The 19,213-nt window shown below is 57.6% G+C and carries 19 protein-coding genes and 1 other annotated feature; of the genes, 6 read left to right on the top strand and 13 right to left on the bottom strand.

Features of this window, described 5'->3' with window-relative positions; all coding sequences use genetic code 11:
- The 3 genes from tig to glgB all read right to left on the bottom strand — a co-directional run bounded on the left by tig (position 1) and on the right by glgB (position 5,016).
- Positions 1-975: a trigger factor gene (gene tig / locus ACGHP1_RS11015; protein WP_298638631.1), complete on the bottom strand. Its 975-nt coding sequence runs from the start codon at positions 973-975 to the stop codon at positions 1-3.
- Between the two features lie 36 nt (positions 976-1,011).
- Positions 1,012-2,931: a hypothetical protein gene (locus tag ACGHP1_RS11010; RefSeq protein ID WP_390509418.1), complete on the bottom strand. Its 1,920-nt coding sequence runs from the start codon at positions 2,929-2,931 to the stop codon at positions 1,012-1,014.
- Positions 2,932-3,066: 135 nt separating this feature from the next.
- Positions 3,067-5,016: a 1,4-alpha-glucan branching protein GlgB gene (gene glgB, locus ACGHP1_RS11005; RefSeq protein WP_390509417.1), complete on the bottom strand. Its 1,950-nt coding sequence runs from the start codon at positions 5,014-5,016 to the stop codon at positions 3,067-3,069.
- Positions 5,017-5,252: 236 nt separating this feature from the next.
- Between glgB and ACGHP1_RS11000 the strand changes: the two genes are divergently transcribed.
- The 3 genes from ACGHP1_RS11000 to ACGHP1_RS10990 all read left to right on the top strand — a co-directional run bounded on the left by ACGHP1_RS11000 (position 5,253) and on the right by ACGHP1_RS10990 (position 7,857).
- Complete coding sequence (locus tag ACGHP1_RS11000) at positions 5,253-6,611, top strand: alpha-amylase family glycosyl hydrolase (RefSeq protein WP_097781558.1); 1,359 nt, start codon at positions 5,253-5,255, stop codon at positions 6,609-6,611.
- Positions 6,612-6,690: 79 nt separating this feature from the next.
- On the top strand, positions 6,691-7,209 hold the full coding sequence (locus ACGHP1_RS10995; RefSeq protein ID WP_005944532.1) for a transcription repressor NadR: 519 nt from the start codon (positions 6,691-6,693) through the stop codon (positions 7,207-7,209).
- Positions 7,210-7,305: 96 nt separating this feature from the next.
- A complete protein-coding gene (locus tag ACGHP1_RS10990; protein WP_097776457.1) occupies positions 7,306-7,857 on the top strand; it encodes a TetR family transcriptional regulator in 552 nt (183 codons plus the stop codon).
- Positions 7,858-8,313: 456 nt separating this feature from the next.
- On the opposite strand, the gene asnB is transcribed toward ACGHP1_RS10990, so the two are convergent.
- Both asnB and ACGHP1_RS10980 read right to left on the bottom strand, forming a co-directional pair.
- Complete coding sequence (gene asnB / locus ACGHP1_RS10985) at positions 8,314-9,900, bottom strand: asparagine synthase B (RefSeq protein WP_371292670.1); 1,587 nt, start codon at positions 9,898-9,900, stop codon at positions 8,314-8,316.
- Positions 9,901-9,952: 52 nt separating this feature from the next.
- Positions 9,953-10,215, bottom strand: a binding site (T-box leader).
- A 15-nt stretch (positions 10,216-10,230) separates the two neighbouring features.
- The gene (locus tag ACGHP1_RS10980) at positions 10,231-10,716 is read right to left on the bottom strand and encodes a Fur family transcriptional regulator (RefSeq protein WP_005944529.1); all 486 of its coding nucleotides are present in this window, start codon (positions 10,714-10,716) and stop codon (positions 10,231-10,233) included.
- Between the two features lie 344 nt (positions 10,717-11,060).
- Between ACGHP1_RS10980 and ACGHP1_RS10975 the strand changes: the two genes are divergently transcribed.
- Entirely contained in the window at positions 11,061-11,720 is a 660-nt protein-coding gene (locus tag ACGHP1_RS10975) for a GntR family transcriptional regulator (protein ID WP_097776459.1), read from the top strand.
- Positions 11,721-11,876: 156 nt separating this feature from the next.
- Here the strand turns inward: ACGHP1_RS10975 and ACGHP1_RS10970 are convergent, their stop codons facing one another.
- The 8 genes from ACGHP1_RS10970 to rpmG all read right to left on the bottom strand — a co-directional run bounded on the left by ACGHP1_RS10970 (position 11,877) and on the right by rpmG (position 16,988).
- Positions 11,877-13,013: an aldo/keto reductase gene (locus ACGHP1_RS10970; RefSeq protein ID WP_390509416.1), complete on the bottom strand. Its 1,137-nt coding sequence runs from the start codon at positions 13,011-13,013 to the stop codon at positions 11,877-11,879.
- A 440-nt stretch (positions 13,014-13,453) separates the two neighbouring features.
- Complete coding sequence (rplL, locus tag ACGHP1_RS10965) at positions 13,454-13,828, bottom strand: 50S ribosomal protein L7/L12 (protein ID WP_154255606.1); 375 nt, start codon at positions 13,826-13,828, stop codon at positions 13,454-13,456.
- Positions 13,829-13,901: 73 nt separating this feature from the next.
- On the bottom strand, positions 13,902-14,417 hold the full coding sequence (gene rplJ / locus ACGHP1_RS10960) for a 50S ribosomal protein L10 (RefSeq protein WP_005944524.1): 516 nt from the start codon (positions 14,415-14,417) through the stop codon (positions 13,902-13,904).
- A 277-nt stretch (positions 14,418-14,694) separates the two neighbouring features.
- The gene (rplA, locus tag ACGHP1_RS10955; protein WP_390556578.1) at positions 14,695-15,387 is read right to left on the bottom strand and encodes a 50S ribosomal protein L1; all 693 of its coding nucleotides are present in this window, start codon (positions 15,385-15,387) and stop codon (positions 14,695-14,697) included.
- Between the two features lie 57 nt (positions 15,388-15,444).
- Positions 15,445-15,870, bottom strand: a complete 426-nt coding sequence (gene rplK, locus ACGHP1_RS10950; protein WP_005920496.1) for a 50S ribosomal protein L11 — start codon at positions 15,868-15,870, stop codon at positions 15,445-15,447.
- Positions 15,871-16,006: 136 nt separating this feature from the next.
- On the bottom strand, positions 16,007-16,540 hold the full coding sequence (gene nusG, locus ACGHP1_RS10945) for a transcription termination/antitermination protein NusG (protein ID WP_005944521.1): 534 nt from the start codon (positions 16,538-16,540) through the stop codon (positions 16,007-16,009).
- Positions 16,541-16,570: 30 nt separating this feature from the next.
- Positions 16,571-16,822 carry a preprotein translocase subunit SecE gene (gene secE, locus ACGHP1_RS10940; RefSeq protein ID WP_097776462.1) on the bottom strand — a complete coding sequence of 84 codons (252 nt, stop codon included), beginning with the start codon at positions 16,820-16,822 and terminating at the stop codon, positions 16,571-16,573.
- Positions 16,823-16,838: 16 nt separating this feature from the next.
- Complete coding sequence (gene rpmG, locus ACGHP1_RS10935) at positions 16,839-16,988, bottom strand: 50S ribosomal protein L33 (RefSeq protein ID WP_005920501.1); 150 nt, start codon at positions 16,986-16,988, stop codon at positions 16,839-16,841.
- Positions 16,989-17,296: 308 nt separating this feature from the next.
- On the opposite strand from rpmG, the gene ACGHP1_RS10930 reads away from it, so the two are divergent.
- Both ACGHP1_RS10930 and murI read left to right on the top strand, forming a co-directional pair.
- Positions 17,297-18,388, top strand: a complete 1,092-nt coding sequence (locus ACGHP1_RS10930) for a D-alanine--D-alanine ligase family protein (protein WP_097781561.1) — start codon at positions 17,297-17,299, stop codon at positions 18,386-18,388.
- The gene (gene murI / locus ACGHP1_RS10925; RefSeq protein WP_097775186.1) at positions 18,381-19,208 is read left to right on the top strand and encodes a glutamate racemase; all 828 of its coding nucleotides are present in this window, start codon (positions 18,381-18,383) and stop codon (positions 19,206-19,208) included. Before ACGHP1_RS10930 ends, murI begins: the two co-directional genes overlap by 8 nt.
- Positions 19,209-19,213: the final 5 nt, after the last annotated feature.

Genomic DNA, 19,213 nt, shown 5'->3' with positions numbered 1-19,213 from the left:
TTACTCCTTTTCCACAACCGAAGTGATGTTTGCGTGGTCGATCAGGAAACGCTGCACCTTCTGAGTGGTCACGGCAGAGGCCACAGCGTCCCGGCTGAGCACATTGCGGATCTCGGCTTCCGGGGTATCGTGCAGCTTGGAAAGGCGGACGTACTCGGCATCCACCTCTGCGTTGGACACGGTGATCTGTTCGGCCTTGGCTATGGCCTGCACCGCAAGGATGCTGCGCATCTTGCGCTCGGCATCCCGGCGGAAGGCGGCGCGCACCTCGTCCGGTGTGGTCTGGCCTGCCTTGCAGTACAGCTCCATGGTCATTTTGCTGCGGCGCAGCCGTTCGCGCAGGGCGTTCATGTCATGGTCGGCATTCTGGTCCAGAATGGCGTTATCCAGCTCCGCCGTCAGGTTGGCACCGGCCATGCCCAGCAGGGCGGCTCCGGCAATTCGGTCGGCGTTGGCCTCGTGGGAGCGGCGCTTTTTCTCGCGGATGCTCTCCTTCAGGGCATCCACCGTATCAAAGCCCAGTGTCTTGGCAAAGGCATCGTCCAGCGGTACAGGCTGCTTTTGCTCCACGGTGTGCAGGGTGATGGCGAATTGCGCCGTCTTGCCGGAAAGCTCCGGCACCCGGAACTCGGCGGGATAGGTAAAATCGAAGCGGAAGCTCTCGCCTGCTTTGTGGCCGTACACGGCATCCTCGGCGGCGGGCATCAGCTGACCGGTGCCCAGCACCACGGTCACATTTTCCATTTTGCTTTCCGGGATGGGCGCGCCGTCCATGAAGCCCTCAAAATCCAGCGTGACGCGCATCCCGCGCGCGGCGGACTTTTCCACCGGTGCAAAGGGGGCGCGGGTGCGGGTGAGGTTCGCCGCCTCCAGCTCCACGGCCTTTTCCGATACCGGGCGCACCCGGCGGGTGAATTCCAGCCCCTTGTATTGGCCCAGCGTGACCTTGGGCAGGGCGTTTGCATTCTGTTCCATGGGAAATACTCCTTTTATATCCAAAGCGTTTGCAATTTAAAGTCCATGCCCGGCAAGCCAGGCTTCCGCCACCTGCGAGAACATTTCGGGGTAGAGGGCATCCTCCTGCGCGAAGGCATCCAGATAATATTCCACCTCAGCCCGGTCGGCAGGCTCGGTGCGCTCCCACACGGTGAACACAGTGCCGTTGCCCATGTCAAAGCTGGCGGCCTGCGTAAAGTGCTCATCCCGCGCGGCGCAGAAGAGGGCATTCCACCGGCCGGAGAGCTCGCCACCGCTGACAAAGGTCTGGGGGAAGGGCTCTGCGGTGAGCACATACTTCGCCTCAAAGAACCGCACCGGGAACTCGTGGGTGCCCGGGATGGAGATGCCGGCGGCCAGCTTGCCCTGCAGCTGGATGTCCGGCAGGGCGGCGTACTGGAATATGTCCGAGTTGTACAGCATATCGTGGGGGATCATGTAGGCGAACTCGCCCTTTTCCGCATCGCAGTGGGCATCGATCCAGTCGTCCACGCGCTGGATCTGGGCGGCGTCGGTGCGGTCGTAGGTGAGCTTGTCCAGCCGGACGAATTCCGACACGGCCTTGAGGGGAAAATGATCCACCACAAAGCCCGGCAGAGCAACGGTGGTCAGCGGCGAGCAGCGCACGGACACCGCAAACACCATGGTAAAGCCCCAATAGCAGAGCTTGACGGCGGTGTGCTTTTTCAGGCCGTCGGCCAGTGCGGCGGAACCAACGAGGAACAGCAGCAGCCACCCAGGCACGAACAGCAGCATCTGGTGGGAGCCGGTGTTCTGTACCCGGGTAAACAGCACAAGGCTCACCAGCAGCTCTGCCCCTGCAAGGCAGGGCAGGGCAGGCAGACGGCGTTTTGCGGCAAACCACAGCCCCATTCCGATGAGGATGAAGTTCAGCAAACCGATGCGCAGTGTCTGTGCGGCCAGCTCCAGCGTGATGCCGCCGAAGTTGTAGTAAGAGTAGCGCCCGGCGTAGTCAAAGCTTAAAATTTTGCGCACCATGGGCAGAAGCAGCAGCACCATGGCCCCGGCCGCACACAAGCCGAACACCACCAGCCGTACCATGCGGTGCACAGCGCGGCTGGGCTGGCCATCTTTTGCCAGCCGGATGCTGGAAACTGCCAGCAGCAGCACGTAGGCAAAGCAGTAGCCCACCACAAAATATAAGTACCAGCGCCGGGTGAGGATGATGCCCGCCGTGGCGGCGAAGATGAGCAGATAGCGGGGCAGGTCGATGCCGTCAAAGCGGTAGTCCAGTGTGAGCAGCATAAGCATGAAGGCAAAGATCAGCCCGAACCAGTCCGGCTGGCCCAGCACTGCCGACATGCGCACGAATGGGAAGGTAGCGCACCACGAAAAGCCGATGAGGAAATACCAGAACCGGTTCTTTACCCGTAGCATCCGGCCCACCTTGACCGTCAGGCCCGCCAGCAGCACCAGCAGGCTGGGCAGTACGCTGAATACCTGACAGAATGCGTAGTCGTCGCCGGTCTTGCCGCTCAGGCAGAACGGGAACTCGGTGAACAGGGTGATGAAATTCGTATAGTCCTCGGTGATGGAATCGAGGAGAAACCGGAAGCCTGCGCCTGTGCTCTGGGCAAAGGCGGCTTCGGCATGATACTGCTTTAGAATGTAGTTTACGTAGTCCCAGTGGTAGAGGAAGGTGCGGCTGCCGAGGGTCCAGTAAAAGTAAAGCACGGCCGCTGCCCACAGGCCCACCAGCACCGCCTTGTGGAACAGGTCCAGCTCCATACCGGCCCGGCGCAGCACCAGCAGCGCCAGTGCAAACAGTGCTGCATTGCACCACAGGCTCACCAGCGGGAAAAACAGGCTGCTGCCCGGTGCGGCAAGGCCGAATACAATAAGCGCCAGTGCCCCGGCAGCAAGGCCCAGCCAGACCTTGCCAAGGACAGACAGACGGGAAACGATTCCACTCATCCCAAAAACCTCTCAGCTGCAGAATATCACAGCTACAGTATAGCAAGCAAAATCTGCACTGTCCAGCCGCTGTGCACGGAAAACAACAAAATGTCCCGCCGCTTTAAACGCAGACGGGACATTTTAAAACGAATATTACTTGTTGGAATTGGCTGCGGCCTTTGTGCTGCGGGCAGCGCGGCGCTTTGCGTTCAGGGCTTTGTTGGCGCTGATGCGGGCCGCATCGGGGTTCGGGGCCTCCGGCGCAAGGCGCAGCAGGCAGCTGCCCATGGCAGGCAGGTCTACTGTAAGGGTATAGTCCCGACCAAACACACCGCCATCGGTGGTGTGAAGCTTTGTCTTGCGGCGGCCCTTCAGTGCACCGCCCCACTCGGGGGATTCGGTGTTCAGCACCTCCTCGGCACTGCAGGGAAAGCGCAGATACAGCGGGAATTTTTTGTGGGCATGGTCCTGCGTGTTCATGATGCACAGCAGGCTCTGGCCCTGTCCCTTGCGCAGCCATGCGTACACACCCTCGCTGCGGCTCTCGCAGGCCACCCACTCAAAGCAGTCGGGGTTGTACTCGCCATCGTAGAGGGCGGGCTCGGTGGAGTAGACCCGGCTCAGGTGGGCAAAGTATTTCTGGAAGGCATCGTGGAAGGGATATTTCAGCAGATCCCAGTCCAGCTCCCGCTTTTCGTCCCACTCCCGGAAGTGTCCCATCTCGTTGCCCATGAAGTTCAGCTTCTTGCCCGGGTGCATGTACATATAAAAATAGAGGGTGCGCAGCTGGGCGCATTTTTCCGCATAGGTGCCCCACAGCTTATCAATGATGGTCTTTTTGCCGTGCACCACCTCGTCGTGGCTCAGCGCCAGCAGATACAGCTCGTTGTAGAAGTAGTGCATGCTGAAAACGATCTTGCCGTAGGCATTTGGCCGCTCACCGAAGGGGGTAGCAAAATAGTCCAGCGTATCATGCATCCAGCCCATATCCCACTTGTAGTCGAAGCCCACGCCGTCGTAGCGGGTGGGAGCTGTCACCTTGAGGAAGTTGGTGGAGTCTTCGGCAGTGTAGATGCCGGTGGGCCAGCGCTCGTTCAGGCCGTGGTTCAGGCTGCGCAGAAAGTTCACGGCACCCTCGTTCACGCCGCGGTTCGGGTCGCCCTGCCAGTACAGCGCGCGGGAGATGGCATCCATACGGATACCGTCGCAGTGGTATACGTCCATCCACAGGGCGGCAGCGCTGTTCAAAAAGCTGCACACCTCGCGGCGGTAGTAGTTGAAGTTGCAGGTGCCCCACTCGCTGTGGCCCACATCGCTGTCGTACTCGTAGAGGTAGGTGCCGTCAAACTTTGCCAGAGCGTCGGCGTTGGCGGCAAAGTGCACCGGCACAAAGTCCATGATGACGCCAATGCCCATGCGGTGGCAGGCGTTCACAAAGCCGGCAAACTGGGCGGGAGTGCCGTAGCGGCTGGTAACGGAAAAGTAGCCGGTGGTCTGGTAGCCCCAGCTGCCATCGAAGGGATGTTCGGCCAGCGGCAGCAGCTCCACATGGGTAAAGTGATGGTCCAGCAGCCATGGGATCAGCTCCTTGGCCAGCTCCTCATAGTTGTACCAGCCGTCTGAGCCGTCCTCCTGCTTGCTGCCGGGCTTGTGCCGCCAGCTGCCAACATGCATCTCGTAGATGTTCAGCGGGCGGTTGCGGCATTTGTCGCGGCGCTCCATCCATGCGCTGTCGTCAAAGTGGAAGTCCAGCTTTGCCAGACGGTTGGCCGTGCCCGGCCGCAGCTCGGTGGAAAATGCGTAGGGGTCGCTGCGCATCACCACACTGCCGTCGGCACCATGCACCCGGTATTTATAAAGGTCGCCCTCTGCAAGGCCGGGGACGAATGCGCTCCACACGCCGGTATCGGCTTTTTCCATGGGCACGCCTGCCTCCCAGCCGTCGAAGCCGCCGCAGACTTCCACTGCCGTGGCACCGGGGGCCCACACTGCAAAGCGCCACCCTTCGATGCCGTTGTCAGAGCAGGGATGCGCACCAAGGATGCGGTAGGCATCAAAGCAGTCTCCATTGAAGAATTCACGGGGAATGGCGGGGTAATTCATGCAAAGATCTCCTTACATTCTATGATAGGCAGCGCCCGGCGGCACTGCATGTGACACAGGTGTTTGGGCAATATATCCAATAAGAATAAGACGAAATGGGGCATAGTGGCTGATATTCTTGTCGATTCTTGACAAAAATCAGCAAAAATTAACATGTTTTACAGATTCTGTGCTATACTATTCCTGCCGCCGCAGTGGGCGGAGGCTGATTTTTTTGTATGGGAGCGGTATGAACAATGGCTTGGTATGACAACGCGGTATTTTATCACATCTATCCTCTGGGGCTGTGCGGCTGCGCACACGAGAACGATGGGCAGGCGGTGCCCGGCGCGTTTAATAAACTGAACGCATGGGCTGAGCACGCAGCGGACATCGGCTGCACGGCCATTTATATCGGCCCGCTGTTCGAGAGCGGTTCCCATGGCTACGACACCATCGATTACCGGCTGGTAGACCGCCGCCTTGGCACGAACGCAGAGTTCAAGGACTTTGTGGCCCGGTGCCATGCCCGGGGCCAGAAGGTGATCGTGGACGGCGTGTTCAACCATGTGGGCCGCGATTTCTTTGCGTTTCAGGACCTGAAGGCAAACCGCGAGAACGCCCGCTATAAGGACTGGTTCTGCGATGTGAATTTCTGGGGCAACAACGAGTACAACGACGGCTTTTCCTACGGAAACTGGGGCGGCTTCAATCTGCTGGTCAAGCTGAACCAGCGCAACCCGGAGGTGCAGAACTACCACTACGATACCATCCGCTTCTGGGTGGATGAATTTGACATTGACGGCATCCGTCTGGACGCAGCCGATGTGCTGGACTTTGACTTTATGCGCGGTCTGCGCCGCCTTGCCAACGAGGTAAAGCCAGAGTTCTGGCTCATGGGCGAGGTGATCCACGGCGATTACAGCCGCTGGGCAAACCCGGAGATGCTGCACTCGGTGACCAACTACGAGCTGCACAAGGGCCTGTGGAGCGGCCACAACGACCACAACTATTTCGAGATCGCCCACACCATGCGCCGTCTGCAGGGCCTGTGCCACGATACCCGGCTGTATCTGTTCTCGGACAACCACGATGTGGAGCGCCTGCCCAACAAGCTGCGCAACCGGGAGCACATCCGCCACATTGCAATTCTAGTATATACGCTTTGGGGCATTCCGTCCATCTATTATGGCTCAGAATTTGGCATTGAAGGCAAAAAAGAGTGGGGAAGCGACTGGCCGCTGCGCCCCTGCCTGGAACTTTCCGACTTCAAGGACGCTGAGACCACCAACCCTGTCACCAGCGTGTATGCCGCACTGGGCAGACTGAAGGCGGAGCTGCCGGAGCTGACCGACGGCGAGGTGAAAGAGCTGCAGCTCACCACCCAGTGCTATGCCTTTGCCCGGGTGCTGGATGGAAAGGCCTGCGTCGTGGTGCTGAACAACGGCGACAGTCCCGCACAGCTGGAATTCCAGCTGCCGGTGGAGGCATCCGCTGCAAAGGACCTGTTGGCCGACACGGTGGGCGCACAGCCCGTTTTGACCAGCATGGAGTGGGGCCGCATGAAAGTGCAGCTGCCCTCCAATTATGCTACCATCCTGCAGCTGGAAAAGTAAACGCATTCTTGCATGATCCGCCGTCTTTTGCTACAATAAGAGCATAATACCGTAAAGCGGAAAGGAAGCTTTGAAAACCATGAATGCAGCGCAGCGCAGAGAATCCATTCTGAAACGGCTCAGCGGGGCCGAAGCACCGGTCAGTGCCAGCGCACTGGCGGCTTTGCTGGGGGTCTCGCGCCAGATCGTGGTGGGAGATGTGGCTCTGCTGCGGGCAGGCGGTGCGCAGATCGATGCAACGCCCCGGGGCTATCAGCTGCACCCGGCGGAAAAAGGCTATACCGCCATTCTGGCCTGCGTGCACAGCACCGAGGACGAGATGCGCACCGAGCTGTACACCGTGGTGGATCAGGGCGGCATCGTGGTGGATGTGGCCGTGGAGAACAGCCTGTATGGCGAGCTGCGCGGCAACCTGAACCTTGCCAGCCGCTACGATGTGGACAACTTCATCCAGCAGGCCAAGGACACGCCGGAAGCGCTTTTGAGCCGCATGACCGGCGGCGTGCATCTGCACACCCTGCACTGCCCGGATGCCGGGAGCTTTGAGCGCATCAAAAAAGAGCTGGAAGAAAAAGGCATCCTGTACCGCAAGGAGTGATGCGGATGGGGATAGACCCAGTATAAAAAAGGCTGAGGGCCTTGTCTATCCGCAAAACAGGAAAATGGTTGGATAATCAACGAAAAAGCAAAAGAGGTGGGTTTTCTGGATATTCGCATTGAAAAAACGGAGCGTGCCATCAAGCAGGCATTCATGGAGCTGCGGGCGCAGAAACCGCTGGAAAAGATCAAGGTCAAGGAACTGTGCGATCTGGCCTGCATCAATAAGTCCACCTTTTATGCGCATTATCAGGATATCTATGCGCTGGCCAACGCCATGGAGGACGAAATGGTGGAGGTGGTGGTGGAAAGCCTGCCGCAGCTGACCGCCCGTGATGTAAGCGAGCGCACCGAGTGGCTGACCCGGGAAATGTTCCGGGCGTTCACCCGGAATCAGACCGAGATCGGCATTCTGTTTTCCGGCTCCCGTCAGGGGCTGTTCATCAACCGCGTGGAAGCTGCAATGAGCAAATGCATCTCGGAGAGCGACCCCTCGTTTGATGCCGATGTGGTGCGTAAGATCGTGCTTTCCTTCTGCGTGCAGGGCTGCTACTACACCTTCACCAGCTACTGCGGCCAGATGGACGAAAAGCGGCTGGTGGCTCTGCTTGCGTCCATTGCACGCGCGGCACAGAAGATCCGGATGTAACACAACAATTTAGAATGCCCGCCGCGTTCGCTTTGGGCATGAATAGCGGAAAAATAATTTTAATAGAGCAATGCCGGGCGGTCTGCGGACCGCCCGGCATTGCATTTTCACAGATGGAGCTTGGACGGCAAGGGGCGGATGCCGCGCCTGCTTCCTATGGAAGCGGCGGCGCAGCGGGGGAAGAGCTAGCCCTCTCAGCCTCGCTCCGCTCGGCAGCTCTCCCAAAGGGAGATCCCTTGGCATGGCGGCAAGGTTTCCAGCTCAACTGCGAAGTTTCCAGTTTCGCCAGAGCCTCTCCCTTTGGGAGAGGTGTCACCGCAGGTGACGGAGAGGGTTCCCTCTCGTGAAAAAGTAGATCGGGAAAATCCGCAGATTTTCCCGATCTACAAATTATAGAATATTCTTTCCGCTATTCATGCGCAAAGCAAAGCGGAGCGCATTCAAAATGGTCTGGCGTTACACGCCGGAAGCACCGTAGTTTGCCAGCACACGGGCCGAGGGGTCGTTGACGTTGCAGTTCGGCCATGCCTTGTTGGGCATCCAGAAGCCCACGATGGTGCGGCTCTGGTCGTGGTAGTACTTCTCGAAAATTTCGCGGTAAAACAGGCTTTCCTTGGTGAACGGCATGCAGTGGGCCGAATAGTTTGCCCGGCGCAGCTGGAACTCCTCGTCGGTGTAAAGGCTTTCGGCATACTCTTTGATGTCGTCCACCATGCTGTGGCCTACAGCATCCGAGAAGGCGGCCTTTTCGCGCCACAGGATCTCCGGCGGCAGCCAATCGCCCTCAAAGGCCTTGCGCAGCAGATACTTGCCCTTGCCGTAGCTGTTCAGCTTCTTTTCCGGGTCAATGGCCATGACGTAACGCACAAAATCCAGATCACCAAAGGGCACGCGGGCCTCGATGCTGTTGGAGGAGATGCAGCGGTCGGCGCGCAGCACATCGTACATGTACAGCTCGCGGATGCGCTTCTGGCTCTCCTGCTGGAAGGCATCGGCGGTGGGGGCGTAGTCGGTGTACTTGTAGCCGAACAGCTCATCGGAAATCTCGCCGGTCAGCAGCACGCGGACATCGGTTTGCTCGTGGATGGCCTTGCACAGCAGGTACATGCCCATGCTGGCGCGGATGGTGGTGATGTCCCAGGTGCCCAGCAGGCGGATGACCTCTTCCAGACTGTTGATGACCATATCCCGGTTGATGATGATCTCGTGGTGCTCACTGCCCAGATATTCTGCGGTCTGGCGCGCATATTTCAGATCAATGGCATCGGTGTCCATGCCAATGGCAAAGGTGCGGATGGGCTTGCCAAGCTTCTTGGTGGCAATGGAGCACACCAGCGAGGAATCCAGACCGCCGGAGAGCAGGAAGCCCACAGGGGCATCTGCGTCCAGACGCTTCTCTACGCCTGCGATCAGCTTTTCGCGGATGTTCCGCAGCACAGTGTCCATGTCGTCCTGCATGGGGGCGGGCACATCGGCAATGTCCTCATAGCGGACGAAGCGGCCATCGCAGTAGTAGCTGCCAATGGGGAAGGGCCGGATGTCGTCGCACCAGCCAATGAGGTTCTGCATCTCGGAGGCGAATGCGATCTGGTGGCTGGACTTGGAGTAGCCGTAGAACAGCGGACGGATGCCGATGGGGTCGCGGGCGGCGATGAGCCGGTCCTTGCGGGAATCGTACATGATAAGCGCGAACTCGGAGTCCATGTGGCGGAACATATCCAGACCGTACTCATAGTACAGCGGCAGCAGGATCTCGCAGTCGCAGTCCGACTGGAACTTGTAGCCGCGGCGCTTGAGGATCTCTTTCTCAAAGCGGAAGCCGTACAGCTCGCCGTTGCACACCACACAGTCGGCACCGCGGTAGAACGGCTGCATGCCTTCCGGCGTCAGGCCCATGATGGCAAGGCGGCCAAAGCCCATCAGACCAAAAGGCCCTTCCACCACACGTTGGTCGTCCGGGCCGCGCATGACCGTGCGCAGCAGGTATTCCTTGAATTTGGCGGCACTCAGATCGTGCCCGGTATAGCCCATAACACAACACATATTTCTTACCCCTCTTTTTAAATAAAAAATACGGCAGCTCATTCATCCCAATCGCTAGGACGAATATGCTGCCGTATCCGTGGTGCCACCTAAATTACCGGCATAAAACCATGCCAGTCACTTTTGTGCGCTCTCCCTGTTGAAAGCACTGCCGCGATAACGAGCGGCGCACGTCGGCCCCTACTGCTGCACAAACAGGTTTAGGGGGAAGCTCACGGGTGTTCGTTCGGGTTTCGCTCTCTGCGCGGCTTCCACCTACCCGCACTCTCTGAAAGAGGACATTGAAACCTTACTTTTCCCGGTCAACGCTTTTTTCTTGCATGCATTGTATCACGGCTTTTTGCCCGTGTCAACACAGCAGGCGCATTTTTGTGCGGTTTGACCATCAGAGTCGGACTGTTCCTCTTTTTGGGCGCAGTGGCGGCACAAACCATACAGAACGCTGCCCTCGCACTGCAGGGTAAAGCCATGCTCTGCCATCAGGTGGGCGCGCACCTCGTCCATGAAGTGGCAGTCCAGATGATAGATGCGCCCGCACTGCACGCATTTGAGGTGCAGATGCTCCCGGCAGTGGCGGCCCTCGTCCACGTACTGGAATACGGCTTTTTCGCCCTTGTCGGCAACGTATTTCATGATGCGCTGCTCCCCGGCCAGCTTGTCCAGATAGCGGTACACCGTGGTGGGGTTGGGGCTTGCGCCCTGCTCTTCCAGATGCTCCAGAATGTTGGAAGCACTCACCGCGTGCTGCCGGTTGTTGATGAGATAATCTAAAATCAGTTGACGGGTCTTGGTATTGTAGCCGTCGCTTCGTGCCATAAGAGAGATCCACACCCTTTTCAATATTTTTTACATTGTAGCATATTTTTGCATTGGATGCAAAAGAACCGGGCCAAAAGAAGCGGCATTGGCTACAAGCACAAAAAAACTTGTTGATTTTGGCAAAAATGGGACATAAAAATTAGATAAAACATAAAACGCGCCAAAGTTCACAAAAAAGTATTGTAATAATTGCCCTATTATGAAATAATAGAACTGGAATACTACTTGGATTGCAGCAAGAATACAAGATGCTTTGAAGTTAGAAAGCATGCGCCCCAGAGTATTATAGGAGAAGAACCTTTTTCTTTGCAAGGGAAAAGGGAATAGGAGTTGTGCAGAACATGAAAGAAATGGAGTCGCAGACCAAACCGAGCCTGAAGCTGCAGGCATACCAGTACCTTAAGACCAAGATCCTGAACTGCGAGTACCGGCCCAACGAGTTTTTGAACGAGCAGAAGCTTTGTGCCGAGATGGGCAACATCAGCCGCACCCCTATGCGGGATGCTCTTGGCCGCTTGGAGCAGGAAGGCCTGATCACCATTCTGCCCAAGAAGGGCCTGATGGTTTCCGGCATCACCGAGGAGGACGTGCACAGCATGTTCGAGATGCGCCTGCTGGTGGAGCCTTACGCCCTGCGTACTTATGGCAGCGGCATCCCGCGGGAACAGCTGGAGACATTTGCCGAGTTGATGCATCACCCGGACAGCATCACCGACTTCTGCGAGTCGGACGATGAGTTCCACGAACTGCTCATGAGCACTTTGCCCAACAAGTACCTGCGTTCGGCGTATGACCGCATCACCGGTCTGAACACCCGCTTCCGCATCATGACCGGCAAGGTGAGCATGATCAATCAGGAGCAGACCTGTGACGAACATCTGGAAATTCTGGATGCCGCTCTGGCCGACAACTGGGACAGTGCTGCAGATTCCCTGCAGCGCCATCTGGAGCTGGCCCGCGATAAGGCTGAAAGCGTGATCAAGGTCATCCGTTTGTGGTAAGAACTGCATAAAAAAGACCGTTGCACGAAAAACGTGTGACGGTCTTTTTTGTTATGAAACTCCCCCAGCCGCCTGCGGCGACAGCCCCCTCAGAGATGGGGCCTTAAAGCCTCCCTCTTTGAGGGAGGTGGCATCGCGCAGCGATGACGGAAGGAGTTACAGTGCGTCCAGCTCCTTTTGCAGTTGTGCCAGAGAATCGCGGATGGGCAGCTTCTGCGGGCAGACGGCTTCGCACTTACCGCAGCGCACACAGTGCAGGGCCTTTTCGCTGTCCGGGAAGCAGGTGGTCCACTGGGCTTTGATGGCGTCCTTCTGGCCGAACATGCCCAGCTTGTTCCAGATGCTGAAATTGTCCGGGATGTCCACCCCCATGGGGCAGGGCATACAGTACCGGCAGCCGGTGCAGCCAATCTTGATGCGGCGGTGCAGCTCGTTGGCTACGCTTTCCACAGCGGATTTTTCGGCAGGGGAGAGCGGCTCAAAGGGGGCAAAGGTGGCGAGGTTGTCGGTCAGCTGCTCCTCGGCGCTCATGCCGGAGAGGATGACGTGCACGTTTTTGTGGCTGCCCACCCAGCGCAGCGCCCACGACGCATCGGTGGCGTCTGGACGCAGGGCGTGCAGCGGTGCGGCGGCGTCTGCAGGCAGGGAGGCCAGCGTGCCGCCCTTGACGGGTTCCATGATGATGAGGGGCACGCCGCACTCCTCGGTCAGCTGATAGCCGTGATCGCCGGAGATCTCCTCGGCGCGGTCGTCCCGATCAAGGTAGTTGTATTGCAGCTGGCAGAAATCCCATGGCTGGTCGCGCAGAATGTACTCAAACCCGGCGGCGTTGTCGTGGCAGGAAAACCCAAAGTTCCGGATGCGCCCTGAGGCCTTCTGCTGCCACAGCCAGTCCACAAGGCCCATAGCCTTTCCGGTTTCGTACCGGGCCTTGTGCAGGGAGTGCAGCAGGTAGAAATCGATGTAGTCCACGCCAAGACGCTGGAACTGCTCTTCAAAAATACGCTTGGCATCGTCCAGACTTTTGCAGTTCCACAGCGGCATTTTGGTGGCAAGATAAAAGCTGCTGCGGTCCCATTTGGCAATCACGCGGCCCACAAACGGCTCACTCTGGCCGTTGTGATAGGGATAGGCAGTATCGAAGTAGTTGACACCGGCGGCCTTAGCGGTGTTCAGCAGCGCTTCGGCGCGCTCTTCGTCAATGGTGCCGTCAGCTTTGGTGGGAAAACGCATACAGCCGTAACCCAAAAGGGAAGTGCGGATGTTGTTTTTGTTCCAGTTGCGGTGTTCCATAAACTCTCTTTTTGCGGCAGAGGGGGGTGAAGGCTCTGCCGTTCCTCCTGTTGAGGATAGTATAACATAGTTTTTGAATGCAGAAAAGGCGAATTGCATTTGGATTACGGGCTCGCCCTCTCAGCCTCACTTTGTTCGGCAGCTCTCCCAAAGGGAGAGCCCTTGGCAAAAAGATGAAGTCTGCGCGGACTGCTAAAACATCTCTCTTTGACAGACTCCCCCGACCGGGGGAAGCCTTCAGCTCTTCCGCACACTTTGCACTTAAGCCGGAAACTCTGCCGCCATGCCAAGGCCTCTCCCTTTGGGAGAGGTGGTATTGCGTCAGCAATGACGGAGAGGGCGAGGCTGCTAATAATTTTGCACAACAAAAAAAGATGCCCGCACCTTTCGGTACGGGCACCTCATTGTTCAAGAATGAACGACTCTCAGAAGAGGTTCAATTACTTGATCTCGACCTTAGCGCCAGCCTCGGTCAGCTTCTTCTGGATGTCCTCAGCCTCAGCCTTGGAGACCTTCTCCTTGACAGCCTTGGGAGCGCCATCGACGATAGCCTTAGCTTCCTTCAGGCCCAGACCGGTGATCTCCTTCACCAGCTTGATGACCTGCATCTTGGTAGCGCCAGCCTCAGCCAGGATGACGTCGAACTCAGTCTTCTCTTCCTCAGCGGCAGCAGCAGCGCCAGCAGCAGCGGGAGCAGCAGCAGCAACAGCGGAAACACCGAACTCTTCGCAGTAAGCGTCGATCAGTTCCTTCAGCTCCAGAACGGACAGCTCCTTAACGGAGTCGATGATGGCAGTAATCTTCTCAGAAGCCATAGTAGTAACCCTCCAATATCAATGGTTTTGTTTGTTAGTTTCTTGTTTTGTTTAAGCAGCGGTCATGCAGCAATCAGGCTGCAGGCTCCTCCTGCTTGTCGGCATAAGCCTGCATTGCAACGGCCAGACCAGACAGAGTGCTGGTGAGGGCGCCTGCGAACATGGACAGCATGCCTTCGCGGTTGGGCAGCTTTGCGATTGCGTTGGTCTCGGCAGCGTCCATGACCTTGCCTTCCATGAAGCCAGCCTTCACGACGAACTTCTTGGACTTATCGCCATCCTGATACTTGCACAGGATGCGGGCAGCGGACATGGGATCCGCTTCGTGAGCAAAAGCGATAGCAGTATCGCCCTTGAACTGCTCAGCCAGGCCCTCCAGAGAGGTACCCTTGACAGCCAGACGCAGCATGGTGTTCTTCACGACCATGTAATCGACGCCTGCCTCACGCAGCTCCTTACGGAGCTTGGTGTCGTTCTCGACGTTAATGCCGCCGTAAGCGACGACGCAGCCGGAAACCGCACTCTCAAACTTTGCCTTCAGATCAGCGACATAAGCCTGCTTTTCAGAAAGAATCTTTGCACTGGGCATTCGGTTTCACCTCGTTTCAAAAACTTGTATCGAAAACCGGAGCAAGTATGAAAAAAGCCTCTTTCCCGCACTTGGTCGAGAAAGAGGCATAAAACAACTTTACGCACGTTTCTCGGCAGGCGGCATAGCCTTACACTGGACTCCAGTACCTGCTGTCTCAAAAACAGCATGATTATTTTACCGCAAACGTGCGGAGTTGTCAAGTCTTTTTTGAAATTTTCTGACAAAATTTTTCTGCCGCCCATACGAACGGCAGAAAAACGATCAGAACTTCAAATCAGACACCGTACTTCAGGGTGTTCAGACGGATGCCAGGGCCCATGGTGGTGGCGATGGTAGCGCTCTTGAAGTAGGTACCCTTTGCTGCAGCGGGCTTTGCCTTGGCAATAGCCTCCATCACAGTGTCCAGGTTGGCGTACAGCTTCTCTGCACCGAAAGAAGCCTTGCCCACGGGCACATGGATGATGTTCTGCTTGTCCAGACGGTACTCGATCTTACCAGCCTTGGCCGCGGAAACAGCCTTGCCCAGGTCGGGAGCAACGGTGCCGGCCTTGGGGTTCGGCATCAGGCCGCGGGGGCCCAGGACCTTACCGAGACGGCCAACGCGGCCCATCATATCGGGAGTGGTCACGACAACGTCGAAATCCATGAAGCCGCCGGCGATCTTTGCGATCAGCTCGTCATCACCGACGATATCAGCGCCAGCAGCCTCAGCAGCGGCAGCTGCGGGACCCTTGGCGATTGCGCAGACGCGGACGGTCTTGCCGGTGCCGTTGGGCAGAACGACAGCGCCGCGGACCTGCTGGTCAGCGTGACGGCCGTCAACGCCCAGACGGACGTGCAGCTCAACGGTCTCGTCGAACTTGGCAGAAGCGGTCTTGCAAGCCAGCTCCAGAGCCTCGTTCACATCATATGCCTTAGTAGAATCGACCAGCTTTGCAGCGTCGACATAGTGCTTGCCATGTTTCATTGTATATCCTCCTGTGTGGTCATGCGGGCAGTTTTATGCCCTCCCACTGTTTATGTCTCAGCCCTCGACGGTGACACCCATGGAACGGCAGGTGCCGCGAACCATGCTGCATGCAGCTTCCAGAGAAGCAGCGTTCAGGTCGGGCATCTTGGTCTTGGCGATCTCTTCCACCTGAGCGGCGGTCAGAGAAGCGACCTTTTCCTTGTTGGGCTTGCCGGAAGCGGTGTTGATGCCAGCTGCCTTCTTGATCAGAACGGCTGCCGGAGGAGTCTTGGTGATGAAGCTGAAGGAGCGGTCAGCATACACAGTGATGACGACGGGGATCACATAACCCATCTGGTTCTTGGTACGCTCGTTGAACTCCTTGGTGAATGCCATGATGTTGACACCCTTCTGACCCAGAGCAGGGCCAACAGGGGGAGCCGGAGTTGCCTTGCCGGCCTCGATCTGCAGCTTAATGTAGCCAGTAACTTTCTGTGCCATAATAAATGCACCTCCAAAAATCTGTGGTGAGTTGCGGCACGGTGTCTCCGTGCCTCCCACGAGCATGTGCACAGTGCACACGCTCTATAAGAACCGCACTGCGGTCTTACCTTGGTAAACGATTTGTGCCGGTTGGTTACGGCAGCTCGACCTGACCGATCTCCACCTCTGCGGGGGTCTCGCGGCCGAACATGTTGACCTTGAGCTTCACTTTGAAGTTCTCGGTATCGATCTCCTCCACAAGGCCCATAAAGCCTTCCAGAGGACCGGCGGTGATCTGCACGGTGTCGCCGACGTTGAAGTCGACTGCCAGAGGTGCAGCCTTTTCCACGCCCATCTTCTCTACTTCTTCAGCAGAGAGGGGAACGGGCTTGGATGCGGGACCGACGAAGCCGGTGCAGCCGCGCGTATTGCGCACCACGTACCAGGTATCGTCGTTCATCACCATTTTGACCAGAACGTAGCCGGGGAAGAGCTTGTGCTCCACCATCTTCTGCTTGCCGTTCTTGTCAATTTCGGGAACCATCTCGACGGGAACCTTGATATCGCAGATCAGATCCTGCAGATGACGGTTCTCCACCATGGTCTGCAGGTCGTTCGCGACCTTGTTCTCATAGCCGGAATAGGTATGCACTACATACCAAAGTGCCTCATTGGATTGTTCTTCCATTTTGGTCTGCCCTCCGTTTCAAGATGATTCTCAGGCGCCGATGATCAGGCCCAGGATGCCGCCGAAGATGGCATCCAGCAGGATCATCACGACCGCTGCGATGGCGACGGTCACGAGCACGACGATGGTGTTGGTCTTAACGTCCTCTTTGGACGGCCACACCACCTTCTTCAGCTCGCTCTTGGTGTCGCGGAAGAACTTGGCACACTTGCCAAAGAAGTTCTTCACAGCGGCCTTTGCTCTGGCCACAAAGCCCGGCTTGTTCTCGGTTTTGTCTGCCATGATGCGTCCGCCTTTCTTACTTGGTTTCGCGATGAACGGTGTGCTTCTTGCAGAAACGGCAATACTTCTTCATCTCGAGACGATCGGGGTTGTTCTTCTTGTTCTTCGTGGTGTTGTAGTTGCGCTGCTTGCACTCGGTGCAGGCCAGAGTGATTTTAACGGTCATTTGTTGACACCTCCATTATAACGGTTGTTTTGAACCTCCCTCGGGTTGCGGGTGGTACCTGTAAAACAGGCGCACTTAATAACCCCGCAAAAGAGGTGATATCATTGTACCACGCACTTTTCCATCCGTCAAGCGGAAATCTTCGATTTTTGGAAAGTTTTTTTGAAAAATATCTCTTTTACCCACCGGCAGCTTTTTGGCATTCTGCTTGCATCGCGCGCATAGATATTGTATAATAAGCCAGAACGGCATTTTTACCGGTTATATCCCGCCCAGGTCTTGGGCTTTGTAAATAGGAGAGAGTTATCATGCAGTCTGAAAAAATGTGCGTTGTGCTGCTGTTCGGCGGTATGTCCAGCGAGCACGAGGTCAGCCGCGTTTCTGTGGGCAACTTCGTCAACAACATTGACCGTGAAAAATATGAGGTGCTCACTGTGGGCATCACCAAGGAGGGCCGCTGGCTGTACACCGAGGCCACGGCCGCCCAGATGGCCGATGGCAGCTGGGAAGAGCTGGCAGGCAACATGGCCTGCGTCATCAGTCCGGACCGCGCCGACCACGGCATGATCCTGTTCACCCCGGAAGGCCATGTGGAAAAAGTGCATGTGGATGTGGTCATCCCGGTGCTGCACGGCCTGTGGGGCGAGGATGGCACGGTGCAGGGCCTGCTGGAGCTGGCCGGCATCCCCTACGTGGGCTGCGGCGTGCTGGCAAGCGCGGTGTGCATGGACAAAGCCGTGGCCAACGCTCTGTTTGAAGCCAACGGCGTGCCCCATACCAAGTGGCTGGCTGCCGACCGCTGGGAGATCGAATCCGATCTGGAAGGCGTGTGCGAGGGTGTGGAAAAGAAGCTGGGCTGGCCCGTGTTCGTCAAGCCCGCAAACGCCGGTTCCAGCGTGGGCATCTCCAAGGTGTCCAGCCGTGACGAGCTGAAAAAGGCCATCGACCTTGCACTGGAAAATGACCGCAAGGTGGTGTTTGAAGCCTTTGTGGACGGTCAGGAAGTGGAGTGCGCCGTGATCGGCTCCGACCCCGCCGTGGCGACCCGTCCGGGCGAGATCCTTGCCGGTGCCGAGTTCTATACCTACGACGACAAGTACAAGAACGGCGTGAGCCAGACCGTCATCCCGGCTCACCTGCCGGAAGCAAAGCTGGACGAGGTGAAGACCTACGCCGCCATGGCCTACACTGCCCTGAACTGCGAGGGCCTTGCCCGCTGCGATTTCTTTGTGGAAAAGGGTACTGGCCGGGTGCTGATCAACGAGATCAACACCTTCCCGGGCTTCACGTCCATCAGCATGTACCCCAAGCTGATGGAGCACGAGGGCCTGCCGGTGCCGCAGCTCATCGACCGGCTGATCGCGCTGGCGCTGGAAAGGAAGGAAAAGCAGCATGGATAACCGCCCGATCGGCGTATTCGACAGCGGCCTTGGCGGCCTGACCGGTGTGCGGGAGCTGCGCAAGCGCCTGCCCCACGAGGAGATCATCTATTTTGGCGATACCGGCCGCGTGCCCTATGGCAGCCGCAGCCCGGAGACCATCCTGCAGTATGCCCGTCAGGACGTGGCATTCCTGCTTTCTAAAAATGTAAAGTGCATCATGGCGGCCTGCGGCACCGTGTCCAGTACCTACCCGGCTGCAGAAGCGGCAAAGCTGCCGGTGCCATATCTGGGCGTGGTGGATGCTGCCGCCCGGGAAGCAGCCTTTGCTACCCGCAACCGCCGCATCGGCGTGATCGGCACCGCTGCCACCATCCGCTCTCGCAGCTACGAAAAGCTGCTGCGTCAGCTGGTGCCGGGGGTGGAGATCACCGCGCAGGCCTGCCCGCTGTTCGTGCCGCTGGTGGAGGCCGGTTACGTGGATCACAGCGAGGAGAGCCGACAGCAGGTGACGAAGCTGGTGATCGCTCAGTACCTGACCGAGGTGCGTGAGGCCGGTGTGGACACCCTGATTTTGGGCTGCACCCACTACCCGCTGCTCAAGACCATGATCGGCGAGTTCATGGGCCAAAGCGTGACGCTGGTGGATCCGGCCAAGACCGCCGCCCACCATCTGGAACAGATGCTCTCCGAGCGCGGCCTGCGCGCTGCACAGGAGCACGAGGGTCAGGCGCACTTCTACGTGAGCGATGTGCCGGACAGCTTTGTGCAGACGGCAGACCTGTTCCTGGGCGAGTACAAGGGCGGCCCGGTGGATCAGATCGCCATTGATAAATATTGATAAGG

It is taken from the genome of Faecalibacterium sp. i21-0019-B1 (assembly GCF_042852915.1).
GTDB lineage: Bacteria > Bacillota > Clostridia > Oscillospirales > Ruminococcaceae > Faecalibacterium > Faecalibacterium taiwanense.
This window is presented reverse-complemented; position numbering and strand designations above follow the sequence as displayed.

Excerpts from the sequence above, each read along its gene's own strand:
- tig (WP_298638631.1), bottom strand. The coding sequence starts at position 975 with ATGGAACAGAATGCAAACGCCCTGCCCAAGGTCACGCTGGGCCAATAC.
- ACGHP1_RS11010 (WP_390509418.1), bottom strand. The coding sequence starts at position 2,931 with ATGAGTGGAATCGTTTCCCGTCTGTCTGTCCTTGGCAAGGTCTGGCTG.
- glgB (WP_390509417.1), bottom strand. The coding sequence starts at position 5,016 with ATGAATTACCCCGCCATTCCCCGTGAATTCTTCAATGGAGACTGCTTT.
- ACGHP1_RS11000 (WP_097781558.1), top strand. The coding sequence starts at position 5,253 with ATGGCTTGGTATGACAACGCGGTATTTTATCACATCTATCCTCTGGGG.
- ACGHP1_RS10995 (WP_005944532.1), top strand. The coding sequence starts at position 6,691 with ATGAATGCAGCGCAGCGCAGAGAATCCATTCTGAAACGGCTCAGCGGG.
- asnB (WP_371292670.1), bottom strand. The coding sequence starts at position 9,900 with ATGTGTTGTGTTATGGGCTATACCGGGCACGATCTGAGTGCCGCCAAA.
- ACGHP1_RS10980 (WP_005944529.1), bottom strand. The coding sequence starts at position 10,716 with ATGGCACGAAGCGACGGCTACAATACCAAGACCCGTCAACTGATTTTA.
- ACGHP1_RS10975 (WP_097776459.1), top strand. The coding sequence starts at position 11,061 with ATGAAAGAAATGGAGTCGCAGACCAAACCGAGCCTGAAGCTGCAGGCA.
- ACGHP1_RS10970 (WP_390509416.1), bottom strand. The coding sequence starts at position 13,013 with ATGGAACACCGCAACTGGAACAAAAACAACATCCGCACTTCCCTTTTG.
- rplL (WP_154255606.1), bottom strand. The coding sequence starts at position 13,828 with ATGGCTTCTGAGAAGATTACTGCCATCATCGACTCCGTTAAGGAGCTG.
- rplJ (WP_005944524.1), bottom strand. The coding sequence starts at position 14,417 with ATGCCCAGTGCAAAGATTCTTTCTGAAAAGCAGGCTTATGTCGCTGAT.
- rplA (WP_390556578.1), bottom strand. The coding sequence starts at position 15,387 with ATGAAACATGGCAAGCACTATGTCGACGCTGCAAAGCTGGTCGATTCT.
- rplK (WP_005920496.1), bottom strand. The coding sequence starts at position 15,870 with ATGGCACAGAAAGTTACTGGCTACATTAAGCTGCAGATCGAGGCCGGC.
- nusG (WP_005944521.1), bottom strand. The coding sequence starts at position 16,540 with ATGGAAGAACAATCCAATGAGGCACTTTGGTATGTAGTGCATACCTAT.
- secE (WP_097776462.1), bottom strand. The coding sequence starts at position 16,822 with ATGGCAGACAAAACCGAGAACAAGCCGGGCTTTGTGGCCAGAGCAAAG.
- rpmG (WP_005920501.1), bottom strand. The coding sequence starts at position 16,988 with ATGACCGTTAAAATCACTCTGGCCTGCACCGAGTGCAAGCAGCGCAAC.
- ACGHP1_RS10930 (WP_097781561.1), top strand. The coding sequence starts at position 17,297 with ATGCAGTCTGAAAAAATGTGCGTTGTGCTGCTGTTCGGCGGTATGTCC.
- murI (WP_097775186.1), top strand. The coding sequence starts at position 18,381 with ATGGATAACCGCCCGATCGGCGTATTCGACAGCGGCCTTGGCGGCCTG.